Annotated in this window: 19 protein-coding genes, 1 tRNA gene and 1 riboswitch; of the genes, 10 read left to right on the top strand and 10 right to left on the bottom strand. The window is 72.5% G+C overall.

Translation table 11 applies throughout. The features are described 5' to 3' along the window. Window positions 1-626: 626 nt before the first annotated feature. Window positions 627-1,178, bottom strand: coding sequence for a MarR family winged helix-turn-helix transcriptional regulator (locus ACFYOH_RS08000; RefSeq protein ID WP_388622355.1), 552 nt, complete (start codon window positions 1,176-1,178; stop codon window positions 627-629). Window positions 1,179-1,312: 134 nt separating this feature from the next. Here ACFYOH_RS08000 and ACFYOH_RS08005 point away from each other — a divergent pair, with 134 nt between their 5' ends. Beyond that, window positions 1,313-2,578 carry an MFS transporter gene (locus ACFYOH_RS08005; protein WP_388623812.1) on the top strand — a complete coding sequence of 422 codons (1,266 nt, stop codon included), beginning with the start codon at window positions 1,313-1,315 and terminating at the stop codon, window positions 2,576-2,578. A gap of 57 nt (window positions 2,579-2,635) precedes the next feature. On the opposite strand, the gene ACFYOH_RS08010 is transcribed toward ACFYOH_RS08005, so the two are convergent. Beyond that, complete coding sequence (locus ACFYOH_RS08010) at window positions 2,636-4,282, bottom strand: SpoIIE family protein phosphatase (protein ID WP_388622357.1); 1,647 nt, start codon at window positions 4,280-4,282, stop codon at window positions 2,636-2,638. A gap of 131 nt (window positions 4,283-4,413) precedes the next feature. Then, window positions 4,414-5,793, bottom strand: a complete 1,380-nt coding sequence (locus tag ACFYOH_RS08015) for an NAD(P)/FAD-dependent oxidoreductase (protein ID WP_388622359.1) — start codon at window positions 5,791-5,793, stop codon at window positions 4,414-4,416. 375 nt (window positions 5,794-6,168) lie between these two features. Between ACFYOH_RS08015 and ACFYOH_RS08020 the strand changes: the two genes are divergently transcribed. Both ACFYOH_RS08020 and ACFYOH_RS08025 read left to right on the top strand, forming a co-directional pair. Next, window positions 6,169-6,936, top strand: coding sequence for a TetR/AcrR family transcriptional regulator (locus ACFYOH_RS08020; protein ID WP_388622361.1), 768 nt, complete (start codon window positions 6,169-6,171; stop codon window positions 6,934-6,936). A gap of 259 nt (window positions 6,937-7,195) precedes the next feature. Further along, window positions 7,196-7,939, top strand: a complete 744-nt coding sequence (locus ACFYOH_RS08025; RefSeq protein ID WP_388622363.1) for an NPCBM/NEW2 domain-containing protein — start codon at window positions 7,196-7,198, stop codon at window positions 7,937-7,939. Window positions 7,940-7,969: 30 nt separating this feature from the next. Here ACFYOH_RS08025 and ACFYOH_RS08030 read toward each other — a convergent pair whose 3' ends face one another. Together ACFYOH_RS08030 and ACFYOH_RS08035 are read right to left on the bottom strand one after the other, a co-directional pair. Next, window positions 7,970-11,311, bottom strand: coding sequence for a BTAD domain-containing putative transcriptional regulator (locus tag ACFYOH_RS08030; protein ID WP_388622364.1), 3,342 nt, complete (start codon window positions 11,309-11,311; stop codon window positions 7,970-7,972). Window positions 11,312-11,527: 216 nt separating this feature from the next. Continuing rightward, window positions 11,528-13,603: an asparagine synthase-related protein gene (locus ACFYOH_RS08035; protein ID WP_388622366.1), complete on the bottom strand. Its 2,076-nt coding sequence runs from the start codon at window positions 13,601-13,603 to the stop codon at window positions 11,528-11,530. Window positions 13,604-14,271: 668 nt separating this feature from the next. Between ACFYOH_RS08035 and ACFYOH_RS08040 the strand changes: the two genes are divergently transcribed. The 4 genes from ACFYOH_RS08040 to ACFYOH_RS08055 all read left to right on the top strand — a co-directional run bounded on the left by ACFYOH_RS08040 (window position 14,272) and on the right by ACFYOH_RS08055 (window position 19,226). Beyond that, window positions 14,272-15,696 carry an MFS transporter gene (locus ACFYOH_RS08040; RefSeq protein WP_388622368.1) on the top strand — a complete coding sequence of 475 codons (1,425 nt, stop codon included), beginning with the start codon at window positions 14,272-14,274 and terminating at the stop codon, window positions 15,694-15,696. Window positions 15,697-15,758: 62 nt separating this feature from the next. Beyond that, window positions 15,759-16,976: an L-2-hydroxyglutarate oxidase gene (gene lhgO, locus ACFYOH_RS08045; protein ID WP_388622369.1), complete on the top strand. Its 1,218-nt coding sequence runs from the start codon at window positions 15,759-15,761 to the stop codon at window positions 16,974-16,976. 57 nt (window positions 16,977-17,033) lie between these two features. Then, window positions 17,034-17,858 (top strand): tRNA (guanosine(46)-N7)-methyltransferase TrmB, encoded by an 825-nt coding sequence (trmB, locus tag ACFYOH_RS08050; RefSeq protein ID WP_388622370.1) that lies wholly within the window; start codon window positions 17,034-17,036, stop codon window positions 17,856-17,858. A gap of 42 nt (window positions 17,859-17,900) precedes the next feature. Further along, window positions 17,901-19,226: a PrsW family intramembrane metalloprotease gene (locus ACFYOH_RS08055; RefSeq protein WP_388622372.1), complete on the top strand. Its 1,326-nt coding sequence runs from the start codon at window positions 17,901-17,903 to the stop codon at window positions 19,224-19,226. Between the two features lie 106 nt (window positions 19,227-19,332). Here ACFYOH_RS08055 and ACFYOH_RS08060 read toward each other — a convergent pair whose 3' ends face one another. Together ACFYOH_RS08060 and ACFYOH_RS08065 are read right to left on the bottom strand one after the other, a co-directional pair. Beyond that, window positions 19,333-20,277 (bottom strand): aldo/keto reductase, encoded by a 945-nt coding sequence (locus ACFYOH_RS08060; RefSeq protein WP_388622374.1) that lies wholly within the window; start codon window positions 20,275-20,277, stop codon window positions 19,333-19,335. A gap of 71 nt (window positions 20,278-20,348) precedes the next feature. Continuing rightward, window positions 20,349-21,374, bottom strand: coding sequence for a M23 family metallopeptidase (locus ACFYOH_RS08065; RefSeq protein WP_388622376.1), 1,026 nt, complete (start codon window positions 21,372-21,374; stop codon window positions 20,349-20,351). A 7-nt stretch (window positions 21,375-21,381) separates the two neighbouring features. After that, window positions 21,382-21,530: riboswitch (cyclic di-AMP (ydaO/yuaA leader) on the bottom strand. A 319-nt stretch (window positions 21,531-21,849) separates the two neighbouring features. Between ACFYOH_RS08065 and ACFYOH_RS08070 the strand changes: the two genes are divergently transcribed. After that, window positions 21,850-21,923 (top strand) — tRNA-Met (locus ACFYOH_RS08070). Between the two features lie 55 nt (window positions 21,924-21,978). Here ACFYOH_RS08070 and ACFYOH_RS08075 read toward each other — a convergent pair. Further along, on the bottom strand, window positions 21,979-23,112 hold the full coding sequence (locus tag ACFYOH_RS08075; RefSeq protein ID WP_388622378.1) for a dihydrofolate reductase family protein: 1,134 nt from the start codon (window positions 23,110-23,112) through the stop codon (window positions 21,979-21,981). Window positions 23,113-23,190: 78 nt separating this feature from the next. On the opposite strand from ACFYOH_RS08075, the gene ACFYOH_RS08080 reads away from it, so the two are divergent. Next, window positions 23,191-23,712: a MarR family winged helix-turn-helix transcriptional regulator gene (locus ACFYOH_RS08080; RefSeq protein ID WP_388622380.1), complete on the top strand. Its 522-nt coding sequence runs from the start codon at window positions 23,191-23,193 to the stop codon at window positions 23,710-23,712. A gap of 82 nt (window positions 23,713-23,794) precedes the next feature. Then, window positions 23,795-24,427, top strand: coding sequence for a GTP cyclohydrolase II (gene ribA / locus ACFYOH_RS08085; protein WP_388622382.1), 633 nt, complete (start codon window positions 23,795-23,797; stop codon window positions 24,425-24,427). A gap of 285 nt (window positions 24,428-24,712) precedes the next feature. Here ribA and ACFYOH_RS08090 read toward each other — a convergent pair whose 3' ends face one another. After that, entirely contained in the window at window positions 24,713-25,051 is a 339-nt protein-coding gene (locus ACFYOH_RS08090) for a hypothetical protein (RefSeq protein WP_388622384.1), read from the bottom strand. After that, window positions 25,048-25,470 (bottom strand): arsenate reductase ArsC, encoded by a 423-nt coding sequence (locus ACFYOH_RS08095; protein ID WP_388622386.1) that lies wholly within the window; start codon window positions 25,468-25,470, stop codon window positions 25,048-25,050. Before ACFYOH_RS08095 ends, ACFYOH_RS08090 begins: the two co-directional genes overlap by 4 nt. Between the last annotated feature and the right edge of the window lies 1 nt (window position 25,471).

Here is a 25,471-nt window from a genome sequence, read left to right on the forward strand (position 1 = left end):
ATCCGGTCGAACACCACGAGAGCGGAACCACCGGAGGAATAGTCCGGCGGTTCACAGCGTCCTCGCTGTGTTTTTCAAAGGAACCTCGTCCCAGCAGATGCTGGAGACGGGGTATCAACTAATCTGGCGTTGATTTTTGGCACGCTGTTGAGTTCTCAAGGAACGGTCGCTTCCTTTGTACTCACCCTCTCGGGCTTTCCTCCGGGCGCTTCCCTTCGGTGTTTCCGACTCTATCAGACCTTTTCTCGATCCGATTTCCTCGGTGCTTTCCAGGTTTCCGCGCTTTCTCGCGGTTTCCTTTCCGGCGGTTCCGACTCTATCAGATCCTTTCGGAGTCTGACTCCCAGTCAGGGGGCTTGTCCTCCCGGCCGTTGGGCCGTTCCGACGTCTCAAACCTTAGCGGATCTGCTCGGCGATTCCCAATCGGGCCGCCGGGCTTCCATTCGAATTGAATTCGGGCACGCCGAAAACAACCCGTCCGGGAGATCGTGCTGATGATGTGAGGTGCCGCTCGGGGCGGCCGAGGCGCTGCCGGCGAACCGTTACGGCTCTGTGGCAACCCGAAGAACTTTACGGAACGGCCAGGGGGGTGTCAACACCCCCTGTCAAGATCTTTTACGAGGGCCTCAGTCGAGGTCGCTGAGCCGACCGCCGGCGTCCGGCTGGGCGTGCTCCACCCTGCGCAGGAGCCTGGTCAGGACCTCGCCGAGCACCGAGCGCTCCGCCGGGGTGAGGTCCTGGAGCAGGTCCTCCTCGAAGACGGTGGCCAGGCGCATCGCCTCCAGCCACTTCTCGCGGCCCTCGGGTGTCAGCTCGACGATCACCCGGACGCGGTTGGACTCGTCGCGCTCCCGGGTGACGAGTCCCTCGGCGACCATGCGGTCGATCCGGTGGGTCATCGCGGCCGGCGTGAGGCCGAGGCGCTTGGCGAGGTCGCTGGGGCCCATGCGGTAGGGAGCACCGGAGAGGACGAGTGCCTTGAGCACCTCCCACTCTGCGTTGCTGATGCCGAGGGCGGAGGTCTGACGGCCGTAGGCGACGTTCATGCGGCGGTTGAGCCGGGACAGCGCCGACACGATCTTCTCGACCTGGGGGTCCAGGTCCTGGAACTCGCGCTGGTAGGCGGCGATCTGCTCTTCGAGCGTCGGCTCCGTGACGCCGGGGGCTGTGTCGGCCATGGGCGCAGTATCGCACGCGGGTGCTTTGCATCGAAGTCCTTCCATGTGTAGTCTTTAGCTTCGAACTTTAGCTTTGAAGTCTTCAGGCTTAACTAGTGAGAGAGGTGAACGTGACCAGGGCGATGGGCGCAGCGATGCGCCGGATCCACGTGGGCAACGCACTCAGCGCGTTCGGGCTCGGCTTCACCGTCCCGTACCTGTACGTCTATGTGGCGCAGGTGCGGGGTCTGGGAGCCATGACGGCGGGACTGGTGCTCGCCGTCTTCGCCGTGGCCGCGCTGATCGTGCTGCCGTTCGCCGGCAGGGCGATCGTGCGGCGCGGCCCACTGCCGGTCCTGCTCGCCGCCCTGGTCACCGCCGCGCTCGGTGCGCTGAGCCTGGGCCTCGCGGGCAACGCCACCGCCGTACTGCTGTCGGCCGCGGCGCTCGGTGCCGGTCAGGCCGTGATGCAGCCGGCGCTGGCGACGATGATCGTGGACTGCTCCACGGCGGACACGCGGTCGCGGGCGTTCGCGATGCAGTTCTTCCTGCAGAACCTGGGGCTCGGTACAGGCGGCCTGATCGGCGGTCATCTCGTCGACACCACGCGCGTGTCGTCGTTCACGCTGCTGTTCGCGATCGAGGCGGCGATGTTCCTGCTACTGGTCGTGGTGATGGCGACCGTGCGGATGCCGCACTCGCCGCGGATCGAGGACGCCCCGGCACGCTCGGCGCAGGGCAGCTGGAAGCGGCTGCTCGGGAACCGGGCCATGGTGCAGCTGTGTGTGCTGGGCTTTGTGCTGTTCTTCGCCTGCTACGGCCAGTTCGAGTCCGGGCTGAGCGCGTACGGCGTCGAGGCCGCCGGGATATCCACCTCCGCGCTGGGGACGGCCCTGGCCGCGAACACGCTGATGATCGTGGTCGCCCAGTTCGCCGTGCTGAAGTTCGTGGAGCGCCGGCGGCGGTCCCGGATCATCGCCGGTGTCGGTCTGATCTGGGCCGTGGCCTGGCTGGCCGCCGGGTATGCGGGGCTGGGGCACGGCAGCCAGGAGATGGCGACGGCAGCCTTTGTCTCGACGTACGCGCTGTTCGGGCTGGGTGAGGCGATGCTGTCGCCGACGGTCGCTCCGCTGGTCGCCGACCTTGCCCCGGAGGGGATGGCCGGGCAGTACAACTCGGCGTTCGCGCTGGTCAAGCAGTTGGCGCTGGCCCTGGGTCCGGCAGTGGGCGGGCCGCTGGGTGCCTCGCTGCCCGCGCCGTACATCGTGACGTTTCTGCTGTTCTCGCTGGGGATCACGGTGCTGGCGGTGCGGCTCGGGAGGCAGCTCACCCCACTGCAGGACCGGCCTTGGCTGGCTCGCGGGACCCGGGTGGTTGCCCGAGGTGGGGCGCCTGCGGAGCCGGTGGCCGCGGAGGCGTAAGACACCGCGCCCACCCGTGCCGCCCCTAGCGGCACGACTGCCCGCAGCTACGCGGCGCTATCCCCTCGGCAGTACGAACTCGCACCACACCGCCTTCCCGCCGCCCGGTGTCCTCCGGCAGCCCCAGTTCGACGCGATGGTCGCCACGATGGCGATGCCCCGGCCGGACTCGTCGCCGGGTTCGGCGCGGCGGCGGCGGGGGAGGTGGTCGTCGCCGTCCGTCACCTCGATGATCAGGCGGCGGTCGGTGCGGCGGAGCCGCAGGCGCATGGGCGGAGTGCCGTGCTGGAGCGAGTTGGCGACCAGCTCGCTCGCGGCGAGGACACCGAGATCGTGCAGCTCGGCCGGGAAGCGCCAGCTCGTCAGCACGCCGGAGGCGAACGCACGGGCGCGCGGAGCCGCCTCGACGCCGCCGAGGAGTTCCAGGGCCGCGTTGCGGAAGAGGTCGCCGTCGGGGCCCGTACGGGCGGGGTGCTGGAGGACGAGGACGGCCACGTCGTCGTCGTGGTCGGCGGTGACGCCGGCCGAGCGGACCAGGCGGTCGCAGACGACCTGGGGGGTGCCGGTCGCGCCGGCGAGGGCGCCTTCGAGGGCGGCGATGCCCTCGTCGATGTCCTCGTCACGGCGTTCGACCAGGCCGTCCGTGTACAGGACGGCCGTGGAGCCCGGGCCGAGGGTGATGGAGCCGGAGGCGTGCACCCAGCCGCCGGTGCCGAGCGGCGGGCCGGTGGGCTCGTCGGCGCGGGAGACGGTGCCGTTCTCGTCGCGGACCAGGATCGGGAGATGGCCTGCCGAGGCGTAGACCAGCCTGCCCTCGTTCGGGTCGTGGACGGCGTAGACGCAGGTGGCGATCTGGTTGGCGTCGATCTCGGTGGCCAGGCCGTCCAACAGCTGGAGCACCTCGTGCGGGGGGAGGTCCAGGCGGGCGTAGGCCCGGACGGCCGTACGCAACTGGCCCATGACCGCCGCTGCCCGCACACCCCGGCCCATCACGTCGCCGATCACCAGGGCCGTGCGGCCGCCGCCGAGGGTGATCACGTCATACCAGTCGCCGCCGACCGCGGCCTCGGTGCCGCCGGGCTGGTAGGTGGCGGCGATGCGCAGGTCGTCGGGTTGTTCCAGTTCCTGCGGGAGCAGGGAGCGCTGGAGGGTCACGGCCGTCTCGCGCTGGCGGCGCTCGCTGGCGCGGAGCCGCTCCGCCGCCTCGGCGTGGTCGGTGACGTCGGTGGCGAAGACGAGCACGCCGCCGTCGCGGTCGCCGTGCTCGTCGACCGGGGTGCAGGTGAAGGTGTACGAGCGGCCGTCCACGGCCTTGCGGGACTTCAGGGTGCGGGGCTTGCCGCTGCGCAGCACCTGGTCGAGGAGCGGGAGCAGGCCCAGTTCGGAGAGTTCGGGCAGCGCCTCGCGGGCGGGCGTGCCCAGGGGCCGTACGCCGAAGGCCGCCACGTAGGCGTCGTTGACGTATGCGATGCGGTGGTCGGGGCCGTGCACGAGGGCGACCAGGGCCGGGACGCGGTCGAGGACGTCGCGCGCGGGCAGTTCGTCGACGGCGGGCACCGGGGTCGTGCCATCAATCGGCTGTCCGGCGCGGGCCGCGGGCACGGAGCCTTCCCCCCGCCGGTCCGGGGAGACCGGGGTCTCGGTCCGCGCGGCGGCGCGGCGCTGCGTTCCGGGGAGCCGGGCGCTCCAGCGCGTGAAGTTCACTTGGGAAGAAGCCTCGTGGGTGCTGAGGGCGGGTGGGTGGCCCGTCCGCGGACGTGGGGCAGTCTGGCAGGGGGCGAGCCGCGGCGACATCCGTCAGACGCCTGGGCGGGCCGGGGAGTTCCTGGGTCCGGTCAGGACGACCCCTTCGGGTCGTCCGAGGGGCTGTGAGGAGGCTTTCCACCGGCAGCGAGTTCGAACTCCGCTCGCGGATGTTCGAGCGAACCGAGCGAGACGATCTCCCTCTTGAAGAGCCCGGCGAGGGTCCATTCCGCCAGAACACGGGCCTTTCGGTTGAGGGTGGGCACCCTGCTGAGGTGGTAGACGCGGTGCATGAACCAGGCAGGGTAGCCCTTCAGCCTGCGCCCGTAGACCTGGGCGACGCCCTTGTGCAGGCCGAGGGAGGCGACCGAGCCGACGTAGTCGTGGGCGTACGTCTCCAGTGGCTCGCCGCGCAGTGCGTGGGCGATGTTGTCGCCCAGGGTCCGGGCCTGGCGGACGGCGTGCTGGGCGTTGGGGGCGGTCTCGGTGCCGGGTTCGGCGGCGGTGACGTCGGGTACGGCCGCCGCGTCCCCGGCCGCCCAGGCGTGTTCCGTGCCGTCGACGGTCAGCTGGGCGGTGCACTTGAGCCGGCCGCGCGCGGTGAGCGGCAGGTCGGTGGCGGCGAGCAGGGGGCTGGGCTTGACGCCGGCGGTCCACACGACCGTACGGGTCGGGAAGCGCTGGCCGTCGCTGAGGACGGCGACGCGGTCGGCGCAGGAGTCCAGCCGGGTTTCGAGGAGCACCTGGATGTTGCGGCGGCGCAGCTGGGTGACGGTGTACCGGCCCATCTCCTCGCCGACCTCGGGGAGGATGCGGTCGGAGGCCTCCACGAGGATCCACTTCATGTCCTCGGGGCGGACGTTGTGGTAGTAGCGCGCGGCGTAGCGGGCCATGTCCTCCAGCTCGGCGAGCGCCTCCACGCCCGCGTAGCCGCCGCCGACGAAGACGAAGGTGAGGGCGGCGTCGCGGATCGCGGGGTCGCGGGTGGAGGAGGCGATGTCCATCTGCTCGATCACGTGGTTGCGCAGGCCGATGGCCTCTTCGACGGTCCTGAAGCCGATGCCGTGCTCGGCGAGGCCGGGGATGGGCAGCGTGCGGGAGATCGAGCCGGGGGCCAGCACGAGCTCGTCGTAACCGAGGAGTTCGGCCGGTTTTCCCTCCTCGGCGGTGGCGAGCGTGTGGACGACGGCGGTGCGCACCGCGTGGTCGATGGACGTGACCTCGCCGACGACGACATGGCACTGGTCCAGGACCCGGCGCAGCGGTACGACGACATGGCGGGGGGAGATCGAGCCCGCGGCCGCTTCGGGAAGGAACGGCTGGTACGTCATGTAGGGGTCGGGAGTGACGACGGTGATGTCGACGTCGCCCCGCCTGAGCTCGCCCTTCAGCTTCCGCTGCAGACGCAGTGCCGTGTACATCCCGACGTAGCCGCCGCCGACAACCAGAATGCGCGCACGTTCCTTCACCATCCCATGACGCACCCGGCGCTGTCGTTTGTCCACAGCCCCGGCAATTTGTGTGACCGGCGGCCGGGTGTGCGCGGGGCCGGGCGCGCTGTCGGGGCGGGATGAAACGGGCCAGGTCAGCGGGGCCGGGCGAGGGGGAGAGAAGGTGAGGAAACGGGACGTACGAGACCCGTACTCCGATCGAGGGGCGCACTGTGCGGAACCTGCCCCTTCTGAATTGACTCTCTCTCAACTATGTTCGTGTGTCGACGGGGTGTAGGGAATGTGGTCGAACGGGTGCCGCGACGGGCGGACCCGGTCGAGAACGACGTCAGTTCCACGCACTTCGGATCAGTTGCGGGGAGTCTCCGGGGGGAGACGTCATTACCGGGGGAACACATGCATGTTCAGGACACGCATTGGTCATCCGCCTCAGCCATCGCACCCAATGGCGGGGCAATGAGCGCGGCGGTGGGCAACGGACGCGCGGAGGGGTCGCGTACGGCCCCGCTGCGGGTGGACGCACAGCGCAATCTGGAGCACGTGCTGCGTGCGGCGCGTGAGGTCTTCGGCGAGTCGGGGTACGGCGCGCCGATGGAGGACGTGGCCCGGCGGGCCCGGGTGGGTGTCGGCACGGTGTACCGGCGCTTTCCCAGCAAGGACGTGCTGGTCCGGCGGATAGCCGAGGAGGAGACCGCGCGGCTGACCGAGCAGGCGCGGGCCGCGCTCGGACAGGAGGACGAGCCGTGGTCGGCGCTGTCCCGGTTCCTGCGGACGTCCGTGGCGTCGGGGGCGGGGCGGTTGCTGCCGCCGCAGGTCCTGCGGGTCGGCTCCGCCGCCTCGGCCGAGTCGGGTGGGTCCGGCGTGGCATCCGCCGAGGAGGCTCGGGTGCCTCAGCAGCGGGTGCAGCCGGCGGCCGGTGAGCTTCGGCTGGTGCCCGGGGAGGCCTCCGACGACAGCGGGGTCGGGGCGTTGCTCGATGTGGTCGGGCAGTTGGTCGAGCGGGCTCGGGCGGCCGGTGAGCTGCGGGCGGATGTGTCCGTGGGGGATGTGCTGCTGGTGATCGCCACGGCGGCGCCGTCCCTGCCGGATGCCGCGCAGCAGGCGGCGGCAAGTGCGCGGTTGCTGGACATTTTGCTGGAGGGGTTGCGGTCGCGTCCCGCGTAGGGGGGCGTCCCCGCCGCCGTCGGCGGCTGCGGGTGGGTGCCTTGCAGGCGGTTCGGGGTGGGTGGCCCTGTGGTCTTCGGGCTGATGGTGCGTGGGGGCGATCGCGCAGCTCCTCGCGCCCCTGGGCAAGCCGCCGGACCGCCTGCCCCCTCGGCGCCTCTCGCCGACGGCGGGTGCCGCCGCGGCGGGGCTGGTGGTGCGGGCGGTGCCGCGGCCTCGGAGGCGGTCGGGGCGCCGGTGAAGGCGGGGATCGCGGCCGGTGGGTGTGGTCGCGGTGGCCGCCGCCGCGGTGGCACTGGCCCTGGTGAACGACAGCCGTCCGCCGGCGAAGGACGTCGCCAAGCCGTCGCCGTCCGCGCCGGTCGTACGGCCCCCGGCGCCCAAGCCGAGCCCGTCGAAGGAGCAGCCCTCGCCGGAGCCGGTGTTGCTCGCCCCCGAGCCGACGCCCCCTCCGCCGCCGGCCCCCGCTCCGAAACCCACGCCCAAGCCGACGCCCGAGCCCAGCCCACCACCGACGCCCGCACCGAAACCCACGCCCAGGCCGACGCCCCCTCCGCCGCCGGCGCCCACCGTCGAGGAGCTGAGCGATCTCGGCTACGACGTCGACGGCGACGGCACCAAGCCCGAGATCCGGCTCGCCCAGAGCAGTTGGGGGTGGCAGCGCCACGGCATGTCGATCGGCGGCGAGCAGTACGCGCGCGGGGTGACCGTGCACGGCGAGTCCTCCGTCACCATCGCCCTCAACCGGCAGTGCACCGCCTACGACGCACTGGCCGGCGTGGACGACATGACGCTCGGCCTCGGCAAGGTGTCCTTCTCCGGCTGGGCGGACGGGGTCCGGCTGTGGCAGTCGGGGATGGTCAAGGGGCGCGACCAGGCCGTGCCCGTCCATGTGGACCTCACCGGGCGCGAGGTCGTACGGCTCGTCGTACGTCCGCACAGCAACGTCTTCGACCAGGCGGCGCTCGCGGACTGGGCGGAGTCCCGGCTCACCTGCCGGTAGGCCGGAGGGCCGGAAGAACGGCGGTGGTCGTCATCGGCCGTGCTCGACGGACGCCTCCGCCGCGCCGAGCTCCCGCAGTACGCCGGACACACCGAGGGACGCGCCCCGGGCGCGCTCGGCCGCGTACCGCTCGGGCGGCAGGGCCGCGCGGGCTTCGGCCTGCACCCGGGCGGCCTCGCTGCACTCCGGCTCGGGACGCGGATTGCCGTCGCGCCAGTGGTCCGCGGCGGCGAACAGCCGGACCGCGCCCGCCAGATCGCCGCATCGGGCCCGCAGACCGGCCGCGATGTCCACCAGCCCCGCCGTGATCGACTCGGCGCACCGCTGGGCCACGGCCACGCGGAGCGCCTCGGTGATGAGCGGCAGCCCGTGCGCGGGGCCCGACTCGGCGGCGGCGAGGAGCGCCTCGACGCTGCGCAGGGCCGCCTCGAACTGCGGTGGCGGGGTGCCGCCGCGGGCCGTGGCGCGGGTCTCCTCGTACAGCTCGCGGGCACGGGCGGACTGCCCGTCGTACAGGGCGATATGGGCGCGCAGCAGCAGCACGAAGGCGCGCGCCTCCGACACCGCGTACCGGTCGGCGGCCGCTCCCGCCTCCTCCAGGGCGGCCAGCGCGGTCTTCGGGTCGCCGGAGCGGTAGGAGATCTCGGCGAGCCGGGCGAGCAGGAACGGCGACTCGGCGTAGGCGCCCACCTCGTAGGCCAGACGCAGTGCTTCCTCGTACTCACCGCGTGCCTCGGCGAACCTGCCGCGGGCCATGGCCGCCTCGCCGGCCGCGCTGCACACCTGGGCCCGCATCCAGCGGTCCCCGACGCGCCGACTGAGCGTCCGCAGCTCGGCCAGGTCCTCGTCCACGCCCCGCAGGTTGCCAGGGGAGTCGACGATCACATGGGTGCGGAACATCAGGGAGACGCCGATCTCCCAGTTGCCGCCGTACGCCCGGCAGTTGGCCACGGCCGCGGCCAGGTCCGGGCCGACGTCCGCCGGGCCGCCCAGGTAGTAGGCGGTCATCGGCCACACGATGCCCGGTAGCCGGGCGGCCTGGGGACCGCCGGGCTCGTACGCGGCACGGACGCGCGCGATGTACTCCGGGGCGCGCGGGTCGGCCGCGAGGTGCTCGGTGCTCGATTCGGAGGTCAGGAACAGATCGAGCATCCGCACGTCCATCCGCAGCTCCCGCAGCGGATGCCCGGCCTCGCCGTCGGGCACGGCGAGGAAGGCGCCCACGGGGTCGGCCGACTCCGTCAGGGACATCAGGTCGGGGGCGGCACCGAGGGGTTCCGGGGTCGCCGGGCTCGCCAGGGCGTCCAGGGCCACGCCCAGGCGGAGGACCAGACGGACCCAGGCGATCGCCTCCTGGCGGTGGTTGCGGAGCCACCAGAACCAGCAGATGGCCAGGACGATCGCGGCCGCCTCCGGCTCGTCGCCGGCGCGCACGGAGCGGTCCAGGGCGGCCCGGATGTTGTCCAGCTCGGACTCCAGGCGGGAGATCCAGGGCAGTTGGTCCCCCGAGCGCAGGCGCGGCTCGGCCTCCTCCACCAGCGCCCGCACCCACGCGCGATGCCGGCGCTCGGCGGCGGCGCGCAGTCCGGGGACCTCGGCCGCGCGCTCGGTGGCGTACTCGTGGATGGTCTCCAGCATGCGGTAGCGCATGCCGCCGGAGCCGTCGGGACCGCTGGGCGCGGCCACGACGAGGGACTTGTCGACGAGGGCGCCGATCAGGTCGGCCGCCGGGCCGGTGCACACGGCCTCGGCCGCCGCGAGGTCCCAGCCGCCGGCGAACACCGACACCTCGCGCAGCACCGTGCGCTCGCGTTCGTCCAGCAGGTCCCAGGACCAGTCGACGACCGCACGCAGGGTCTGCTGACGGGGCAGGACCGTGCGGCTTCCGGAGGTGAGCAGGCGGAAGCGGTCGTCGAGCCGGTCGGCGATCTGCCGCGGGGTCAGCAGTCTGAGCCGGGCCGCGGCCAGCTCGATGGCGAGCGGCAGCCCGTCCAGGCGGCGGCAGATCTCCGCCACGGCCCCGGTGTCGGCGAGCGCCGCTTCGGCGTCGGGACGGACGGCCTTCGCGCGCTCGGCGAACAGGCGGTGCGCCTGCTCCGGGACGAGGGGCTCGACCGGGCGCACCGACTCACCGGGGACGCCTAGGGGTTCACGGCTGGTCGCGAGGACCGTGAGCCCCGGGCAGTGGGTGAGGAGGGTCTCGGCGAGGGCGGCGGCCGCGCCGATGACGTGTTCGCAGTTGTCAAGGATCAGGAGTTGGCTGCGCGCGGCGCAGTACTCGATCAGCAGGGCGACGGGGTCGGCCTGGGGGGTCGCCAGCTCGTTCGTCAGCAGCACGGTCTCGCGCAGACCGAGCGCGCTGACCACCGCGCCGGGCACCGCCTCCGGATGGTCGAGCGGGGCCAGCTCGACCAGCCATGCCTGGGGGAGCCCTGCGGCGGCCTCCTCGGCGAGGCGGGTCTTCCCCGAGCCGCCCGGTCCGGTGAGCGTGACCAGGCGGGCTCTGTGCAAGTCGGAACGAATGGCTTCGAGTTCTGGTTCCCGCCCGACGAAGGACGTCAGACGGGGGCGGAGATTGCCGGTCCGCTCGGGCGGTCGAGAGGGGGTCGGCGGCATCGGTGGGTTGGGTGACGTCGATGGCTGCGGCTGTGGTTCCTGCTTCCTGAGCAACGACGCGTGCAGCGCTTGGAGTTCCCGGCCCGGGTCGGTGCCGAGGGTGTCGGCGAGGGTGCGGCGGGCGGACTCGTACACGGCGAGTGCGGCGGCGGGGCGGCCGGTGTCGCGCAGGGCGCGGATGAGCAGGGCGTGCAGGGGCTCGTCCAGCGGGTGGGCCGTGGTGAGTTCCGTCAGCTCCGGTACGACGTCCGGGGCGCGGCCGAGGTCGAGGGCGGCGGCGGCCCGGGCGCGGGTGGCCGCCAGGCGCAGGGCCTCCGGGCGGGTGGCGGCGGTGCGGTCGGGGAGGTCGGCGAGGGCGGGGCCGTGCCAGAGGGCGAGGGCCTCGGTGAGGGTGCGGTGCGCGGTGGCCGGGTCACCGGTGGCGAGGGCCTTGGTGCCGGCGTCGACGAGGCGTTCGAAGACGTACAGGTCCACGTCGTCCTCGGTCGCTTCCAGGCGGTAGCCGCCCGGGGTGGAGGCGATGGTGTGTCGACCGAGGGTGCGGCGGAGGCGGCCGACGAGGGCCTGGAGGGCGGCGGGGGCGTCGCCCGGGTGGTCGTCGGCCCAGATCTCGTCGATGAGGGTTTCGGGGGTGGTGGTGCGGGCGGGGCGGAGGGCCAGGGCGGTGAGCAGTGTGCGGAGGCGTGGGCCGCCGACGGGTACGAGGGTGCCCTGGTCGTCCGCTGCTTGGGCCACGCCCAGGATTCTGTACCGCACCTGGACATTGTCGCGGTGGGCTGGGGGTGAGGCACGGGGGTTTCGTCAGCGGTGCCGCCGCGCCCACGCGGGCCGCCTGGGGTGCGCCCCGTAAGGGGCGCGGGGAACTGCGCGACCAGCCCCCACCGGCCGCGGCGGCGTACGGCGGGAGCCACCCCGCCCGGGTGCCTGGGGGAGGCAGCCCCCAGCAAGGCAGCAGGGCAGCACACCCGGCCTTCACGCGCCGGAGGCCAGCGCGCCCCTTCTCGGCTGGATTCCGGAGGGCACCGCACGCGCGCGTGCCGGTGTTCCCGTCCAGCATGTGCCCCGGCGGGAGAGGAGGCGGCGGAGCCAGAGTTCGAGGGAGACGAGGTCGGCGAGGCCGTCGAGGGGGACGGTGTCGCCGGCGGCGGCGTCGCGCAGGGCCTTGCGGATGACGCGGGCCTCCACCAGACCGGCGTCGGCCAGGAGAGGGGTGGCGAAGAGGTCCTGGAGGGGGTCGGCCGCCACCCGCAGGCCCGTGCGTGCGGCCGCCGCCGAGGAGGCGTGGGAGGGGGCGCCCCAGCCGGGCGGGAGGTCGGTGACGCCGGCGCCCTCCAGGACCGTACGGAGGATCGAGGAGCGGGCGCCCGGTTGGACGCGCAGGGCCTCGGGGAGGGCGCGGCAGGCGCGGACGACCTGGTTGTCGAGGAACGGCGCGTGCAGGCGCTGGGAGCGGATCTCGGCGGCCTGTTCCAGGACGCGCAGGTCGGCGGCGTGGCGGGCGAGGGCGGCACGCGCGCGGTAGTCGCCGGGGCGCTGGGCGCCGGTTGCCGAACGGTCGGCCTCCGCCTGCAGCAGAACCGATACTTCGGCCAGGGCCTCTCCGGTCAGCCAGCGGGCCGCCGGCCCGGGTCTTGCCCAGGTCAGCGCGGCGAGGGACGCGCCGACCGCTCCCCCGGGCTCGTCGAAGCGGCGCCGCATCAGCCGCTCGGCCAGCACCTCGAGGCCGGCCCGGTAGGGCGTACGGGCGAGCCGGCGGGCGGCGCCGTACACGCGCGCGGGGACCATCACCGAACCGTCGGCCCTGGCGAGCGCGGCGACGGGCCGGACGAGGTGGCGCCGTTTGCGGTCCATCAGGAGGTCGGCGAGGCGGGCGGGGTGGGCGTCCAGGACCTGGCGGGCACCGTGGCCGGTGAAGTGGTCGGCGCTGCCGGCGGCGAGGCGGGCGCGGTGCCGGGCGGCGGTGACCAGCGAGGGGCCGGGTTCGTCGGTGAGGGGGCCGTCGAGCTCGGCGTAGGGCAGGGTCTCCTCGGCGCCGGTCACGACGACGTGGTGCAGGCGCGGATTGGCGGCCAGGGCGCCGGCGCGCTCCAGTTCGGCCTCGCGGCCGCCCACGGCCAGGTCGTTGAAGGTGACGGCGAGAAGCCGTTCGCCCGCGCCCGTGCCATGGCCGAGCAGCGTGCCGGGTCTGCCGGGCAGGCCTGCGGCAAGGAGCGCCAGGGTGCCGGAGGCGGGGCCGCCGGAGAGGTCGGCGCCGATGCCGGGCACGGGCATCCCGCGCCGGGCCCGCCGCTCGGCCGGACCCATGCCGGGGACCGGGCCGGGGTCGAGGTCGGGCACGTGCCGCGGGGCCGCCAACCGCGCGCGTACCGCCTCCACCAGGGCGTCCCGTACGGCGTCCACGGCGCGGTCGGGGTCGGCCGGGGCCGCGGCCACGGCGAGGGAGGCGACCGGCTCGTACCCGGCAATCTCGCGCGCCCCCGCGCGCAGCACGAGCGCGTGTCCCGGCGGAACGCGCCGTACGCCCTCGTACGGGGTGGTGTCGCGCAGCGCCGCCGGTACGTCCGGGGCGGCGAGCAGGGCGGCCAGGTGGCCGAAGTCGAGGTTGGCCTCGATGAGGTCGGCGAGGGGCAGCGCGGCGGTGGCGTAGGCGGTGCCGCCGGCCCAGGGGGTGTGGAACACCGGGCGGGCGCCCGCGAGATCGCCGCAGACGGTGATGCGGCGGCCGACCTTGACGACGGCCGTGTAGCTGCCGGGCCAGGCGGTCAGATGGCGCAGTGCGCCCCCGCGCGCGGTGAACAGGCCGCGCCGCAGCTCCTCGTCGGAGGCGCCGCAGATGCCGAGGACCGCGATGCGGTTGTCCGCGTCGGCCTTCACCACGCGCACCTCGTCCGGGCGCCAGTCGCCGACGGCCCACAGCGGATCCGGGTCGCCCCACAGGAGTTGGGAGCCGACCGGGTGCAGGGTCTCGCCGTCGTAACCGGTGGCGCCCGCGGAGCCGATCGCGGCGATACCCGCGGCGGTGCTGCTCCAACCCACCAACCACCGCATCGACGCCTCCACAGGCTGTGGACAACAGTGCACCGTACGAACCGGATCCCCATGCTGCCATGAGAGGCGCGTGGTGGAAGGTCAGCGGCACCGGCTTCGATCGAGGGAAATGCCCGGCGGGCCTGCGGGCGGTGCGACTCGAATGCGCCCCCTGCACGCTCCCCCAAAACGCCCTTCACGCCCTCAAGTTGCATGGTCGGAGCCCATGTCAACCGCGACAGGCGGGGGCGATTTTCAGCCAAATACGCTGAGCGAAGTTGGATTTGAGCACGCTCCGTACAGGCCTGCGGAAAGCGCGGCAGCGCGGACATGCGCACAGTCCGGGAGGCGGGCATCGCCTCCCGGACCGGTCCGCCACCCGCGGGGATGAAGGTGGCGGTGTCCCCCAGCCCACTGGATCCAGTACAGCGGGCCGACCCACGCAAGAGCCATGGAACCGCTCCCCCGGTGGCCGGAGAAGAGCGCACGGACGGGCGCACGGCCACACGGGCGGGGGCACGAGGCGACTGGCCGTGCACGGTGCGTACAGGGCCGCACTTCCGTACGGACCACAATCCCGCCATCCGGAAGAATGCCCCTTAACGCTTGGGATGCGGCGAACTACGCTGGGTTTACGAATGCCGCATGGTTATGCCAGCGCGGCAGCCGTCTGTGTCGAGGGGTGGCGCATGTCCAGGGAGCAACGCGGGCCGAACGAAAAGCTCGGCGCCGTTCTCGCCCTCGCGGGAATCAGCAACGCAGGACTCGCCAGGCGCGTCAACGACCTTGGGGCGCAGCGCGGGTTGACTCTTCGCTACGACAAGACCTCCGTGGCGCGCTGGGTGTCGAAGGGGATGGTGCCGCAGGGCGCGGCGCCGCACCTCATCGCGGCCGCCATCGGCCAGAAGCTCGGCCGTCCGGTGCCGCTCCACGAGATCGGCCTGGCGGACGCGGATCCGGCGCCCGAAGTGGGCCTCGCCTTCCCCAGAGACGTCGGACAGGCGGTGAAGTCGGCGACGGAGCTGTACCGTCTCGACCTCGCCGGGCGCCGGGCCGGCTCCGGCGGCATCTGGCAGTCGCTCGCCGGATCGTTCGCAGTGAGCGCATACGCAACGCCCGCCTCACGCTGGCTGATAACCCCCGCCGACAGCTCGGTCGCGCGGGAGGCGGGCTCCGCCGAGGGCTCCGGCGCACCGATCAAAGTCGGCCACAGCGATGTGCAGAAGCTGCGGGAGGCCGCCGAGGACGCCCGGCGCTGGGACTCCAAGTACGGGGGCGGGGACTGGCGTTCCTCGATGGTGCCGGAGTGCCTGCGGGTGGAGGCGGCGCCGCTGCTGCTCGGCGCCTACTCCGACGAAGTGGGCCGCGCGCTCTTCGGGGCGTCCGCCGAACTCACCCGGCTCGCCGGGTGGATGGCCTTCGACACCGGCCAGCAGGAGGCCGCGCAGCGGTACTACATCCAGGCGCTGCGGCTCGCGCGCGCGGCGGCGGACGTCCCGCTGGGGGGCTATGTCCTGGCCTCGATGTCGCTGCAGGCGACCTATCGCGGGTTCGGTGACGAGGGGGTCGATCTGGCGCAAGCCGCGCTGGAGCGCAACCGCGGGCTGGCGACCGCGCGCACGATGAGTTTCTTCCGGCTGGTGGAGGCGCGGGCACACGCGCGTGCGGGGGATGCGCAGGCGGCGGGTGCGGCGTTGAAGGCGGCGGAGGGTTGGCTGGAGCGGTCGCGGGAGGGCGACAACGATCCTTCTTGGCTTGGTTTCTATGGATATGACCGTTTCGCTGCTGATGCGGCCGAGTGCTACCGGGATCTGAAGGCCCCGCGGCAGGTGCGGAGGTTCACGGAACAGGCCCTGTCCAAGCCGACCGAGGAGTTCGTGCGGTCGCACGGGCTGCGGCTGGTCGTCTCGGCCGTCGCCGAGCTGGAGTCCGGGAACCTCGACGCCGCCTGCGAGCAGGGAGTGCGGGCCGTGGAGGTGGCCGGTCGGATCTCGTCGGCGCGCACGACCGAGTATGTGAAGGACCTCCTGCACCGGCTGGAGCCGTACGGGGACGAGCCGAGGGTGGTGGAGCTGCGGGAGCGGGCTCGCCCGCTGCTGATGGCCCCGGCCTGAGAACCCGCACCGGCCGCGTTTGAAGGCGTTGTCAGTGGCGCAGTGCACTATCGAGGTGGGAGGTGGTGCAGGTGCCGGTCGGGGCGTACGACTGTGATGTGCTCGTGGTCGGCGGGGGGATCGTCGGGCTGTCCACGGCGTACGCGATCACGCGGGCCGCGCCGGGTACGGCGGTCACCGTGCTGGAGAAGGAGCCGGGGCCGGCCCGGCACCAGACGGGGCGCAACAGCGGGGTCATCCACAGCGGGATCTACTACCGGCCGGGCTCCCTCAAGGCGAGGTACGCGGTGCGGGGCGCCGCCGAGATGGTGAAGTTCTGCGCCGAGTACGGCATCGCGCACGCCGTCACCGGCAAGCTGATCGTCGCCACGGACCGGGAGGAGCTGCCCCGGCTGCACGCGCTCGTGCAGCGCGGCCGGGAGAACGGCATTCCGGTGCGGGAGCTGGGATCCGCCCAGATCGGTGAGTACGAGCCCGAGGTGCGCGGGCTGGCGGCGATACACGTCGGCACCACCGGGGTGTGCGACTTCGTGGGGGTCGCCCGGCAGCTGGCGCGGGGCTCGGGCGCGGAGATCCGGTACGGGGCGCGGGTCGTACGGGTGGACCGGCGGCCGGAGCGGGGCGTGGCCGTGCTCACCTCGGGCGGAGACGTCGTACGCGCGCGCGTGCTGGTGAACTGCGCCGGGCTGTACTGCGACGAGCTGGCGCGGCTGACCGGGGACGAGCCCGAGGTGCGGATCGTGCCGTTCCGCGGGGAGTACTACGAGCTGGCGCGGCCGGAGCTGGTGCGCGGGCTGGTGTATCCGGTGCCGGATCCGGCCTTCCCCTTCCTCGGGGTCCATCTCACCCGGGGCATCGACGGAGGCGTGCACATCGGCCCCAACGCGGTGCCGGCCCTGGCCCGGGAGGGGTACGGCTGGGGGGTCGTACGCCCCCGGGAGCTGGCCGGGACCATGGCGTGGCCGGGGTCGTGGGCGATCGCCCGGCGGCACTGGAGATACGGCGCGGGGGAACTGCACCGCTCGCTGTCCAAGGGGGCGTTCCTGGAGGCGGTGCGCAGACTGCTGCCCGGAGCGGAGTCGGACGACCTGGTGCGGGCCCCTGCCGGGGTGCGGGCGCAGGCGGTGCTGCGGGACGGGACGCTGGTGGACGACTTCTTGATCAAGGAGGGGGCTCGTGCCGTGCATGTGCTGAACGCGCCCTCGCCCGCGGCGACCGCTTCCCTGCCGATCGGGCGGGAGGTGGGGCGCCGGGTGCTGGACATGCTCGGTTCGCTGTAGTGGCCGTCCCGGGCGCCGGTCCGTTCGTCAGTGCCGGGCCGTAAAATCTGTCCTACTGTGTCTGACTTCCTCAACGCCCCCGAAGCCCCCTCGCCGGCCACCCACACCCCCGGCGTGTCCGTCCGGCACACCCGGGCCAAGGGGGAGCCACGCTTTCCGGACGGTCCCAAGGCCGATCCCGCCGGGTCGCACTTCGAGCGGCGGATCCGGAGTTTCCAGCCGCGGCGCAGCCGGGTGACCGCCGGGCAGGCGGACGCCCTGCAGCGGCTGTGGCCCAAGTGGGGGCTGGACATCGACGGGCAGCAGGTCATCGACCTCGGCGAGCTGTTCGGGAACGACCGGCCCGTCGTCCTGGAGATCGGGTTCGGGATGGGCGAGGCCACCGCGCAGATGGCCGCCGCCGACCCGGACACCAACATCCTCGCCGTCGACGTGCACACCCCGGGCCAGGGCAATCTGCTGGCTCTCGCCGACCGGAACGGGCTGTCCCACGTCCGCGTGGGCAACGGCGACGCGATCATCCTGCTCCGCGAGATGCTCACCCCCGACTCGCTCGACGGGCTGCGGGTCTACTTCCCGGACCCCTGGCCCAAGAAGCGGCACCACAAGCGGCGGCTCATCCAGCCCGAGTTCCTGACGCTCGCCGCGACCCGGCTGAAGCCCGGAGCGATCGTGCACTGCGCGACCGACTGGGAGCCGTACGCCGAGCAGATGCTCGAGGTGCTCAGCGCCCATCCCGACTTCGAGAACACGCAGGCGGGCGGCGGTTTCGCCACGCGCCCCGAGTTCCGGCCGCTGACCCGTTTCGAGGGGCAGGGACTGGACAAGGGACATGTGGTGAACGATCTGCTCTTCCGTCGCGTACCGCATCCGGGCCGGTAAACCGCTCCAGCCCCGCGTCCCGACACCGTTAGGGTCGATGCCGTGGCCACCAGTCCTCCGTTTCCGACGTATCCCCCGGGCCCGCACGGCCCCGTGCTGCTCCGCCATCCGCACTGGTGGCAGCGCAGGTGGGTGCGGTACGGAGCACTGATCACACTGCTCGCGCTGTCCGGTCTCGTCATCCTCGCGCTGGTACGCAGGCAGACCGGCACCGAGGGGTTCCTCGTCGGGCTCGGTCTCGCCGTGCTGCCCGTGCCCTGGCTGATAGCCGCCTTCCGGTGGCTGGACCGGGTGGAGCCGGGGCCCTGGCGGAACCTGGTCTTCGCCTTCGCCTGGGGGGCGTGCGCGGCGGCGCTGATAGCCATCGTCGCCAACAGCTTCGCGACCAAGTGGATAGCCACCGCCACCGCCGATCCGGCCGGTGCCGACACCCTGGGCGCCACCGTGATCGCGCCCATCGTGGAGGAGTCCGCCAAGGCCGCCGCCGTCCTGCTCGTCTTTCTCTTCCGCAGACGTGACTTCACCGGTGTCGTCGACGGGGTGGTGATAGCGGGCATCACCGCCACCGGGTTCGCGTTCACCGAGAACATCCTCTACCTGGGTACGGCCTTCGGCGCCGACCAGGTCAGCGGTGGCCCCGGCATCGCCTCCGTCACCGCCGCCACCTTCTTCGTGCGCATCGTGATGTCCCCGTTCGCGCACCCCCTGTTCACCACCCTCACCGGCCTCGGCTTCGGCTTCGCCGCGTTCTCCGCCGAGCGGCAGCGCGCCCGGCGGGTGCTGCTGCCGCTCGGCGGTCTGCTGCTCGCGATGAGCATGCACGCCTTCTGGAACGGCTCCTCCACCTTCGGCGAGTTCGGGTTCTTCGCCGTCTACGGCGGATTCATGGTGCCCGTGTTCGGGCTGCTGACCTGGCTCGCGATCTGGACCCGGCAGCGGGAGCTGCGGACCGTGCGGGCGGAGCTGCCGGCGTATGTGCTGGCCGGGTGGCTGGGGCCGGCCGAGCCGCTCGCGCTCGGGTCGATGCGGGCGCGGCGGACGGCCCGTGACTACGCCCGGCACCACGGCGGCCGGCCGGCGGCGCGGGCGGTGGCCCAGTACGAGGCGTACGCCACCTCGCTCGCCTTCCTGCGGCACCGGGGACGCAAGGGGAAGGCAGGGGCCGACTTCGTCGTACGGGAGCGGGAGCTGCTGGACGAGCTGTGGCAGCGGAGGGACGCGGCCCGGCCGGCGTTGGAGTACGCCGCGCGAGTTGCTCCGCAGGTTCGGCCGATGTACGCGGCGCCCGTGCCGGCGCCTACGGCGTATGGGCCGGGTTACGGCTATCCGGCGGTGCCCTACTCCGCTTACAACCCGTACCAGTACTAGCCGGTCGGGTGGCGGAGGGTTCGGCACCGCCGGAATCCGCCGTCGTGGCTGAGGGCCGTCGCGGCGGAAAGAGGTCAGCTGTCGGCCGGAGAAGTCACCGGAAAGGTCAGGCCGACGCCTTCGTCAGGCTCGCCACTTCCTCGTCCGTCAGCTTCAGGTCCACCACGCCCAGCAGGGCCGGGAGCTGGTCCAGTGTGCGGGCCGAGGCGATCGGGGCGGTGATCGTCGGCTGGGCCGCGAGCCAGGCGAGGGCGACCGTGGCGACGGGGGCGTCGTGGGCGGCGGCGATCTCGTCGAGCGCCGCGAGGACCTTCTGGCCGCGCTCGGACTCGGCGTACTCCTGGGCGCGGCCCGCACGGGCGCTGTCGACCTTGCTGCCGGGGCGGTACTTGCCGGTCAGGAAGCCCGCGGCGAGGGAGAAGTAGGGCACGGAGGACAGGCCCTCCTTGGCGGCCAGGTCCTGCAGCGGGCCCTCGTAGGTGTCGCGGGAGACGAGGTTGTAGTGCGGCTGGAGGGCGACATAGCGGGCCAGGCCCTCGCGGTCGGAGAAGTCGAGCGAGGCCTTCAGGCGCTCGGGGCTGATGTTGGAGGCGGCGATGTGGCGGACCTTGCCCGCCTTCACCAGCTCGTCCAGCGCGCCGATGATCTCCTCGACCGGGATCTCGGGCTTGTCGAAGTGGGTGTAGTAGAGGTCGATGTAGTCGGTGTCCAGGCGGCGCAGGGAGGCGTCGGCGGCGGCCTTGATGTTGGCGGCGGACAGCCCCTGGAACTCGGGGTGCTGGCTGACCTTGGTCGCGATGACGACGCGGTCACGGTTGCCGCGGGACTTGACCCACTTGCCGATGACCGTCTCGGACTCGCCGCCCTTGTGGCCCTCGATCCAGGCCGAGTACGAGTCGGCGGTGTCGATGAAGTTGCCCCCGGCCGCCGTGTAGGCGTCGAGGACGGCGAAGGAGGTCTCCTCGTCGGCGGTCCAGCCGAAGACGTTGCCGCCGAGGCAGAGCGGGAAGACCTCGAGGTCGGAGGAGCCGAGTGTGCGCAGAGAAGTCATGCTCTGCATCAACACCGGCGACAGATGATCGCATTCCGCCGCCGGTGCAAAGTCCCACGGACAGACGGCTGTCAGGGGGTGAGGCCCTTATCGCGCAGCCAGGGCGCCGGGTCGATGGCGGTGGCCTGGCCGTTCGGGTGGACCTCCAGGTGCAGGTGCGGGCCGGTGACGTTGCCGGTGGCGCCGACCCGGCCGATGACCTGGCCGGTGGAGACCTTCTGGCCGACGGAGACGTTGATCGAGGACTGGTGGCAGAACCACAGCTCGGTGCCGTCGTCCAGGGTGATGACGGTGCGGTAGCCGTAGGCGCCGGCCCAGCCCGCCTCAGTGACCGTTCCGCTGTGGACGGCCTTGATGAGGGTGCCGGTGGGGGCGGCGAAGTCGAGGCCGGTGTGGTAGCCGGAGGACCACATCGCGCCGGGCTGCCCGAAGGTGCCGGTGATCGTGTACGAGACGACCGGCAGCGTGTACTGCTTGGCCAGCTCGGCGAGCCGCTTGGCCTCGGCGGCCTTCTCGGCGTCGGCCTCCGCCTGCTGCTTGGCGGCGGCGGCCTTGGCGGCGGCCGCCTTCTCCGCCTTGGCGGCCGCGTCGGCGGTCTGCTGGTCGGCGGCGGCGATCGCGGCGACGGTGGCCTTGCTGGCGGCCTGGCCCTTCTGCTGCTCGGCCTGGGCCATGATCCGGTTGCGCAGGGCCTCGCCGGCGTTGCCGCTGTCGGCGCTGTCCGTGCTCACGCCCACCTTGCTGAGGCCGGTGGTGGCCTGGTGCGCGTCGGAGGAGCCGGCGCCGAAGATGTGCTCGACGGAGTCCAGGTCCGGCAGGGAGATGGAGACCGGCGGCTTGCCGGTGTTCGCGCTGGCCATGCCGCCCGCGCCGACCGCGGCCATCACGCCGACGCCGAGGACGGTGGAGCTGCGCGCGAAACCGCCGCGCTGTTTGGCGACGCGGTGCCGGCCGCGGAGCGGGGCGACGGAGTCCTCGGTGGGATTCCACTCCTCCCAGGGCCCCTCCTCGGCGCGGTAGGCGCCGTAGCCGAAGGTCTCCGGCTGGGCTTGCGGGGGCATGAACGGGGCTTCTGGGACGGGCCGGTTGGACGCCACGCGGGCGTGCTCCTTTCCTTCCTCCGCCTACCGGGTTAGCTGACGGGTTCGGAGCAGGAAGGTCTCCTACGCGCGTATACCAACTGCGGCATTCGCGCGATTCACCCCAAGGTGGTGGTTCCCCGGCTCCCTTGCGGGATTCGGCGCGTGCGCACGGAGCCGCCTCTTGTGACGGCTGGGACGACCGCGCTGCGTTATCGAACGTTAATAGACCCGACAGCCACTTTCCAAGCCGTTCGGCTTGATCATTAAGGTTTTCGGCCGTGGACTTACCGGTCAGGATCCCTGCAAATCGGGTGAGTTGACCACCGTACATGAGTGTCGGCATTTTTGACGGTGTCTCAGATGTTATGCGGAGGGCGGTCGTCCGGTCACCGTCCGTGAAGCCGATCACCGTGACCACGGGCCGGCGAGGGGGCGCGGGCGGTGTGGCGCCGAGGGGGTGAGCGTGTGGTGTACAGTAGAGACACAACGACGCGGGGTGGAGCAGCTCGGTAGCTCGCTGGGCTCATAACCCAGAGGTCGCAGGTTCAAATCCTGTCCCCGCTACTGAAGGCTCAGGGCCCGGAATCCCAAGGATTCCGGGCCCTGAGTGTGTGCGGGCTCAGCCCAGCAGATGCCGGTTCGGCGCCTTGGCGAGTTCCTCCAGCTCGGGCAGTGCGACGACCTCCCCACCCCCCTTGACCAGCACCCCCGTACCGTCGGCTCCCGCTACGAATGTGTCGGGCTCCTGCCACGCCGTGACCACCCGCCGTACCCCCGCCCGAAGGATCAGCTCGGCACAGGGCGCGGGCCGCGAGGCGCGCCGGGCACACGGCTCCAGGCTGCTGTACACCGTGGCACCGGCCAGCCGGGGATCCGCCGGGTCGACCTTCGCCAGGGCGGCCTCCTCCGCATGGACCACGGGATCCTCGCCCTCCCGGGAGTGGCCGCGAGCCAGCTCCGTACCGTCGGCTGCGACCACCACCGCGCCGACGCTGAACGCCGTCTCCGAGGGCGGGCACAGCGCGGCGAGTTCACAGGCGGTGCGCAGCCAGTGCCGGTCGGCGGCGGTGGCGGCCGGCCCGGTGCCGGGGGCGGTGGGCTCGTAGCGCATGAGGACCACGTCCTCGATCCGGCGGGTCTCGGTCAGGCGCAGCCGGCCGGCCTGGTAGCCGCCGGGGCCGAACAGGCGGGGCGCGGCCGGGTCGCCGACGAACAGCGGCGCGAGGACGAGCTGGAGCTCGTCGGCGAGACCCAGCTGCAGCAGTTGGGTGTGCACCGTGCCGCCGCCCTCGACCATGAGCCGTCCGACTCCGCGCACGTCGTGCAGGTGGGACAGCAGGGCCCGCCAGTCGAGGCCAGGGCCGAGCGGGACGACGTCGGCGGTGTCGCCGACGCGGCGGACCGCCCGCTCGGCGCCCTGGTCGGTCGTGTAGACGAGCTTGTCGCCGCCGGTGTGCCAGAAGTTGGCGTCGGGGTCGAGGTCGCCGGTGGCGGTGACGGTCACCTTGAGCGGGTACTCCGGCTTGCCCGCCCGGACGCGGGCGGCGCGGCGCTCGGCGGAGTTGACCAGCAGCCGCGGGTTGTCGGCGCGGATCGTGCCGGCGCCGATCAGGATGGCGTCGACGGAGGCCCGTACCGCGTCGACCCGGTCGAAGTCGGCCGGGCTGGACAGCAGGAGCCGGTCGGGGCTGGTGTCGTCGAGGTAGCCGTCGAGGGAGACGGCGGCGGACAGCAGCACGTACGGGTACGTCATCGGCGCGGTCTCCTGCGAGGCGAGGTTCGGTTCAAGGTCGATCTTGGTTCAAGTTTGAAACAAACTTACACTGGCGGCATGACGACCCGCTGGCTCACCCCCGAGGAGCAGCGCGCCTGGCGCGCCTATCTCGCCGCGACGCACCTCCTGGAGGACGCGATCGACCGACAGCTCCAGCAGGACGCCGGCATGCCGCATCTGTTCTACTCCGTGCTGGCCAACCTGTCCGACGCGCCCGACCGGCGGCTGCGGATGACCGACCTCGCCGAGTCGCTGAAGATCACGCGCAGTCGGCTGACCTATGCGGTGACCCGCCTCGAGCGGGACGGGCTGGTGCGCCGGGACGACTGCCGCTGGGACAAACGCAGCAGCATCGCCGTGCTGACGGACGAGGGGATGGCCGCCTTGGAGCGTACGGCACCGGGCCACGTCGAGACCGTGCGCGCCGTCCTGTTCGACCGGCTCACGCCGGAACAGGTGGGGCAGCTGGAGGAGATCTGCACCGGGATCGCGGGCGGCCTGCAGGGCGACGGCGCCGAGTGCGGAGCGGAGGACGTGCCCTGGCGGCGGCGTTCCTCGTGTTCCTCCTCCGACGATTGATTGCTTTAAGTTTGAAGCATGAGGTAGGGTCCCCCGAGTACGCTGCTTCAAATATGAAGCAACAGCCTCCGGAGGGACCCGCATGCCCGACACCCCCGCCGCCACGCCGCGCGCCCGCGTCCGGGTTCCGCTGCGCTTCCACGACGGCTACAGCGTCGACGCCGAACTCGTCACCTTCCACGGCCTGGCCGACGGCCAGGAGCACGTCGCCGTGGTCCTCGGCGACCCCGCCCCCGGCACCGTCCCGCTGGTGCGCCTGCACTCCGAGTGCCTGACCGGCGACGTCTTCGGCTCCGCCCGCTGCGACTGCGGACCCCAGCTGCGCGAGGCGGTCGAGCGCATCGCCGACCGCGGCGGCGTCCTGCTCTACCTCCGGCAGGAGGGCCGCGGCATCGGTCTCTACAACAAGCTCGACGCGTACGCCCTCCAGGACCAGGGCCTCGACACCTACGAGGCGAACGCCGCGCTCGGCCTGCCGGAGGACGCCCGCGACTACACGGCCGCCGCGCAGATGCTCGCCGCCCTCGGCATCGGGGAGCTGGACCTGCTGTCCAACAATCCCGACAAGGCCGAGCAGTTGCGCGCGCTGGGCGTCGTGGTCCGGGACCGGGTGCCGACCGGCGTCTTCACCACGGCCCACAACGTCCGCTACCTGCGCGCGAAGGTCGTCCACACCCGCCACACCCTGCCCCTGGCGGACCTCAACGCGGGCTGACCTCGGCGGGCAGTGGGCGATGGGCGGATCTGTTCCACCCGCTCGGCTGCCCCCATCATCTGACCTGCGGGTTGCGTTCCGACGCGGTACGACGGCCGGAACAGATCTGCCGATCATCGCCTGCGCCGGGAGGGCCGCCAGGGACAGGAGGGTCGCCGCGACGGCGTAGCCGCCTGATCAGGGGCGGAGTGGCGGCGTTCCTGCGGGCCTATGGGGCGGGAGACACGGGGCTGGTGGTGGCCTGAGGCGGTGAGGGCGGGTCGGTGAACCGAGGCGTCGTAGGCCTCAGTCCCACCAGTTGAACATCAGCTCGCCCAGCGTCTGCGGGCGCCAGTGGCGGACCGCCTTCAGCTCGGCCTCCGGCAGCGCGCTCGGATCGACCCGCTCGATGGGCGCGTCCGGCTCCGCGGGCTCCAGCAGCCGGAACCCGGCATCGGCCGACGGCCCCGCCCAAGGCGGGGGAGGGACGAACTCCCGTACCGGAGAGCCGGGTTCGAGTGCGGCGCTGCTGAAGGCGATGACGGGCAGATGACGGTGGACCAGTACGACCGTGCCCGCGATGTCCACCGCGTCGAAGGAGGCGCAGAGGCCGACGTCCAGCCTGGTGGTGGACGGCCGGCTCATGCCGCCGGAACACCCAGCTCGGCCAGCAGGCCGCGCACCCGCTGCTCGATCTCGTCCCGGATCGGCCGCACGCCGTCCACACCCTGGCCCGCCGGATCTTCGAGCCGCCAGTCCAGGTACCGCTTGCCCGGGAAGACGGGGCAGGCGTCCCCGCAGCCCATCGTGATCACCACGTCGGAGGACCGTACCGCCTCGACAGTGAGGATCTTCGGTGTTTCGGCGGAGATGTCGACGCCGACCTCTCTCATGGCCTCCACCACCGCCGGATTGACCGCGTCGGCGGGTGCGGAACCTGCCGAGCGGACCTCCACGGCATCACCGGCGAGGTGGGTGAGGAAGGCGGCGCCCATCTGGGAACGGCCGGCGTTGTGGACGCACACGAACAGCACGGAGGGGCGCGGGGTGGCGGCGGTGGTCATC

The organism is Streptomyces sp. NPDC007856 (assembly GCF_042868225.1).
Lineage (GTDB): Bacteria > Actinomycetota > Actinomycetes > Streptomycetales > Streptomycetaceae > Streptomyces.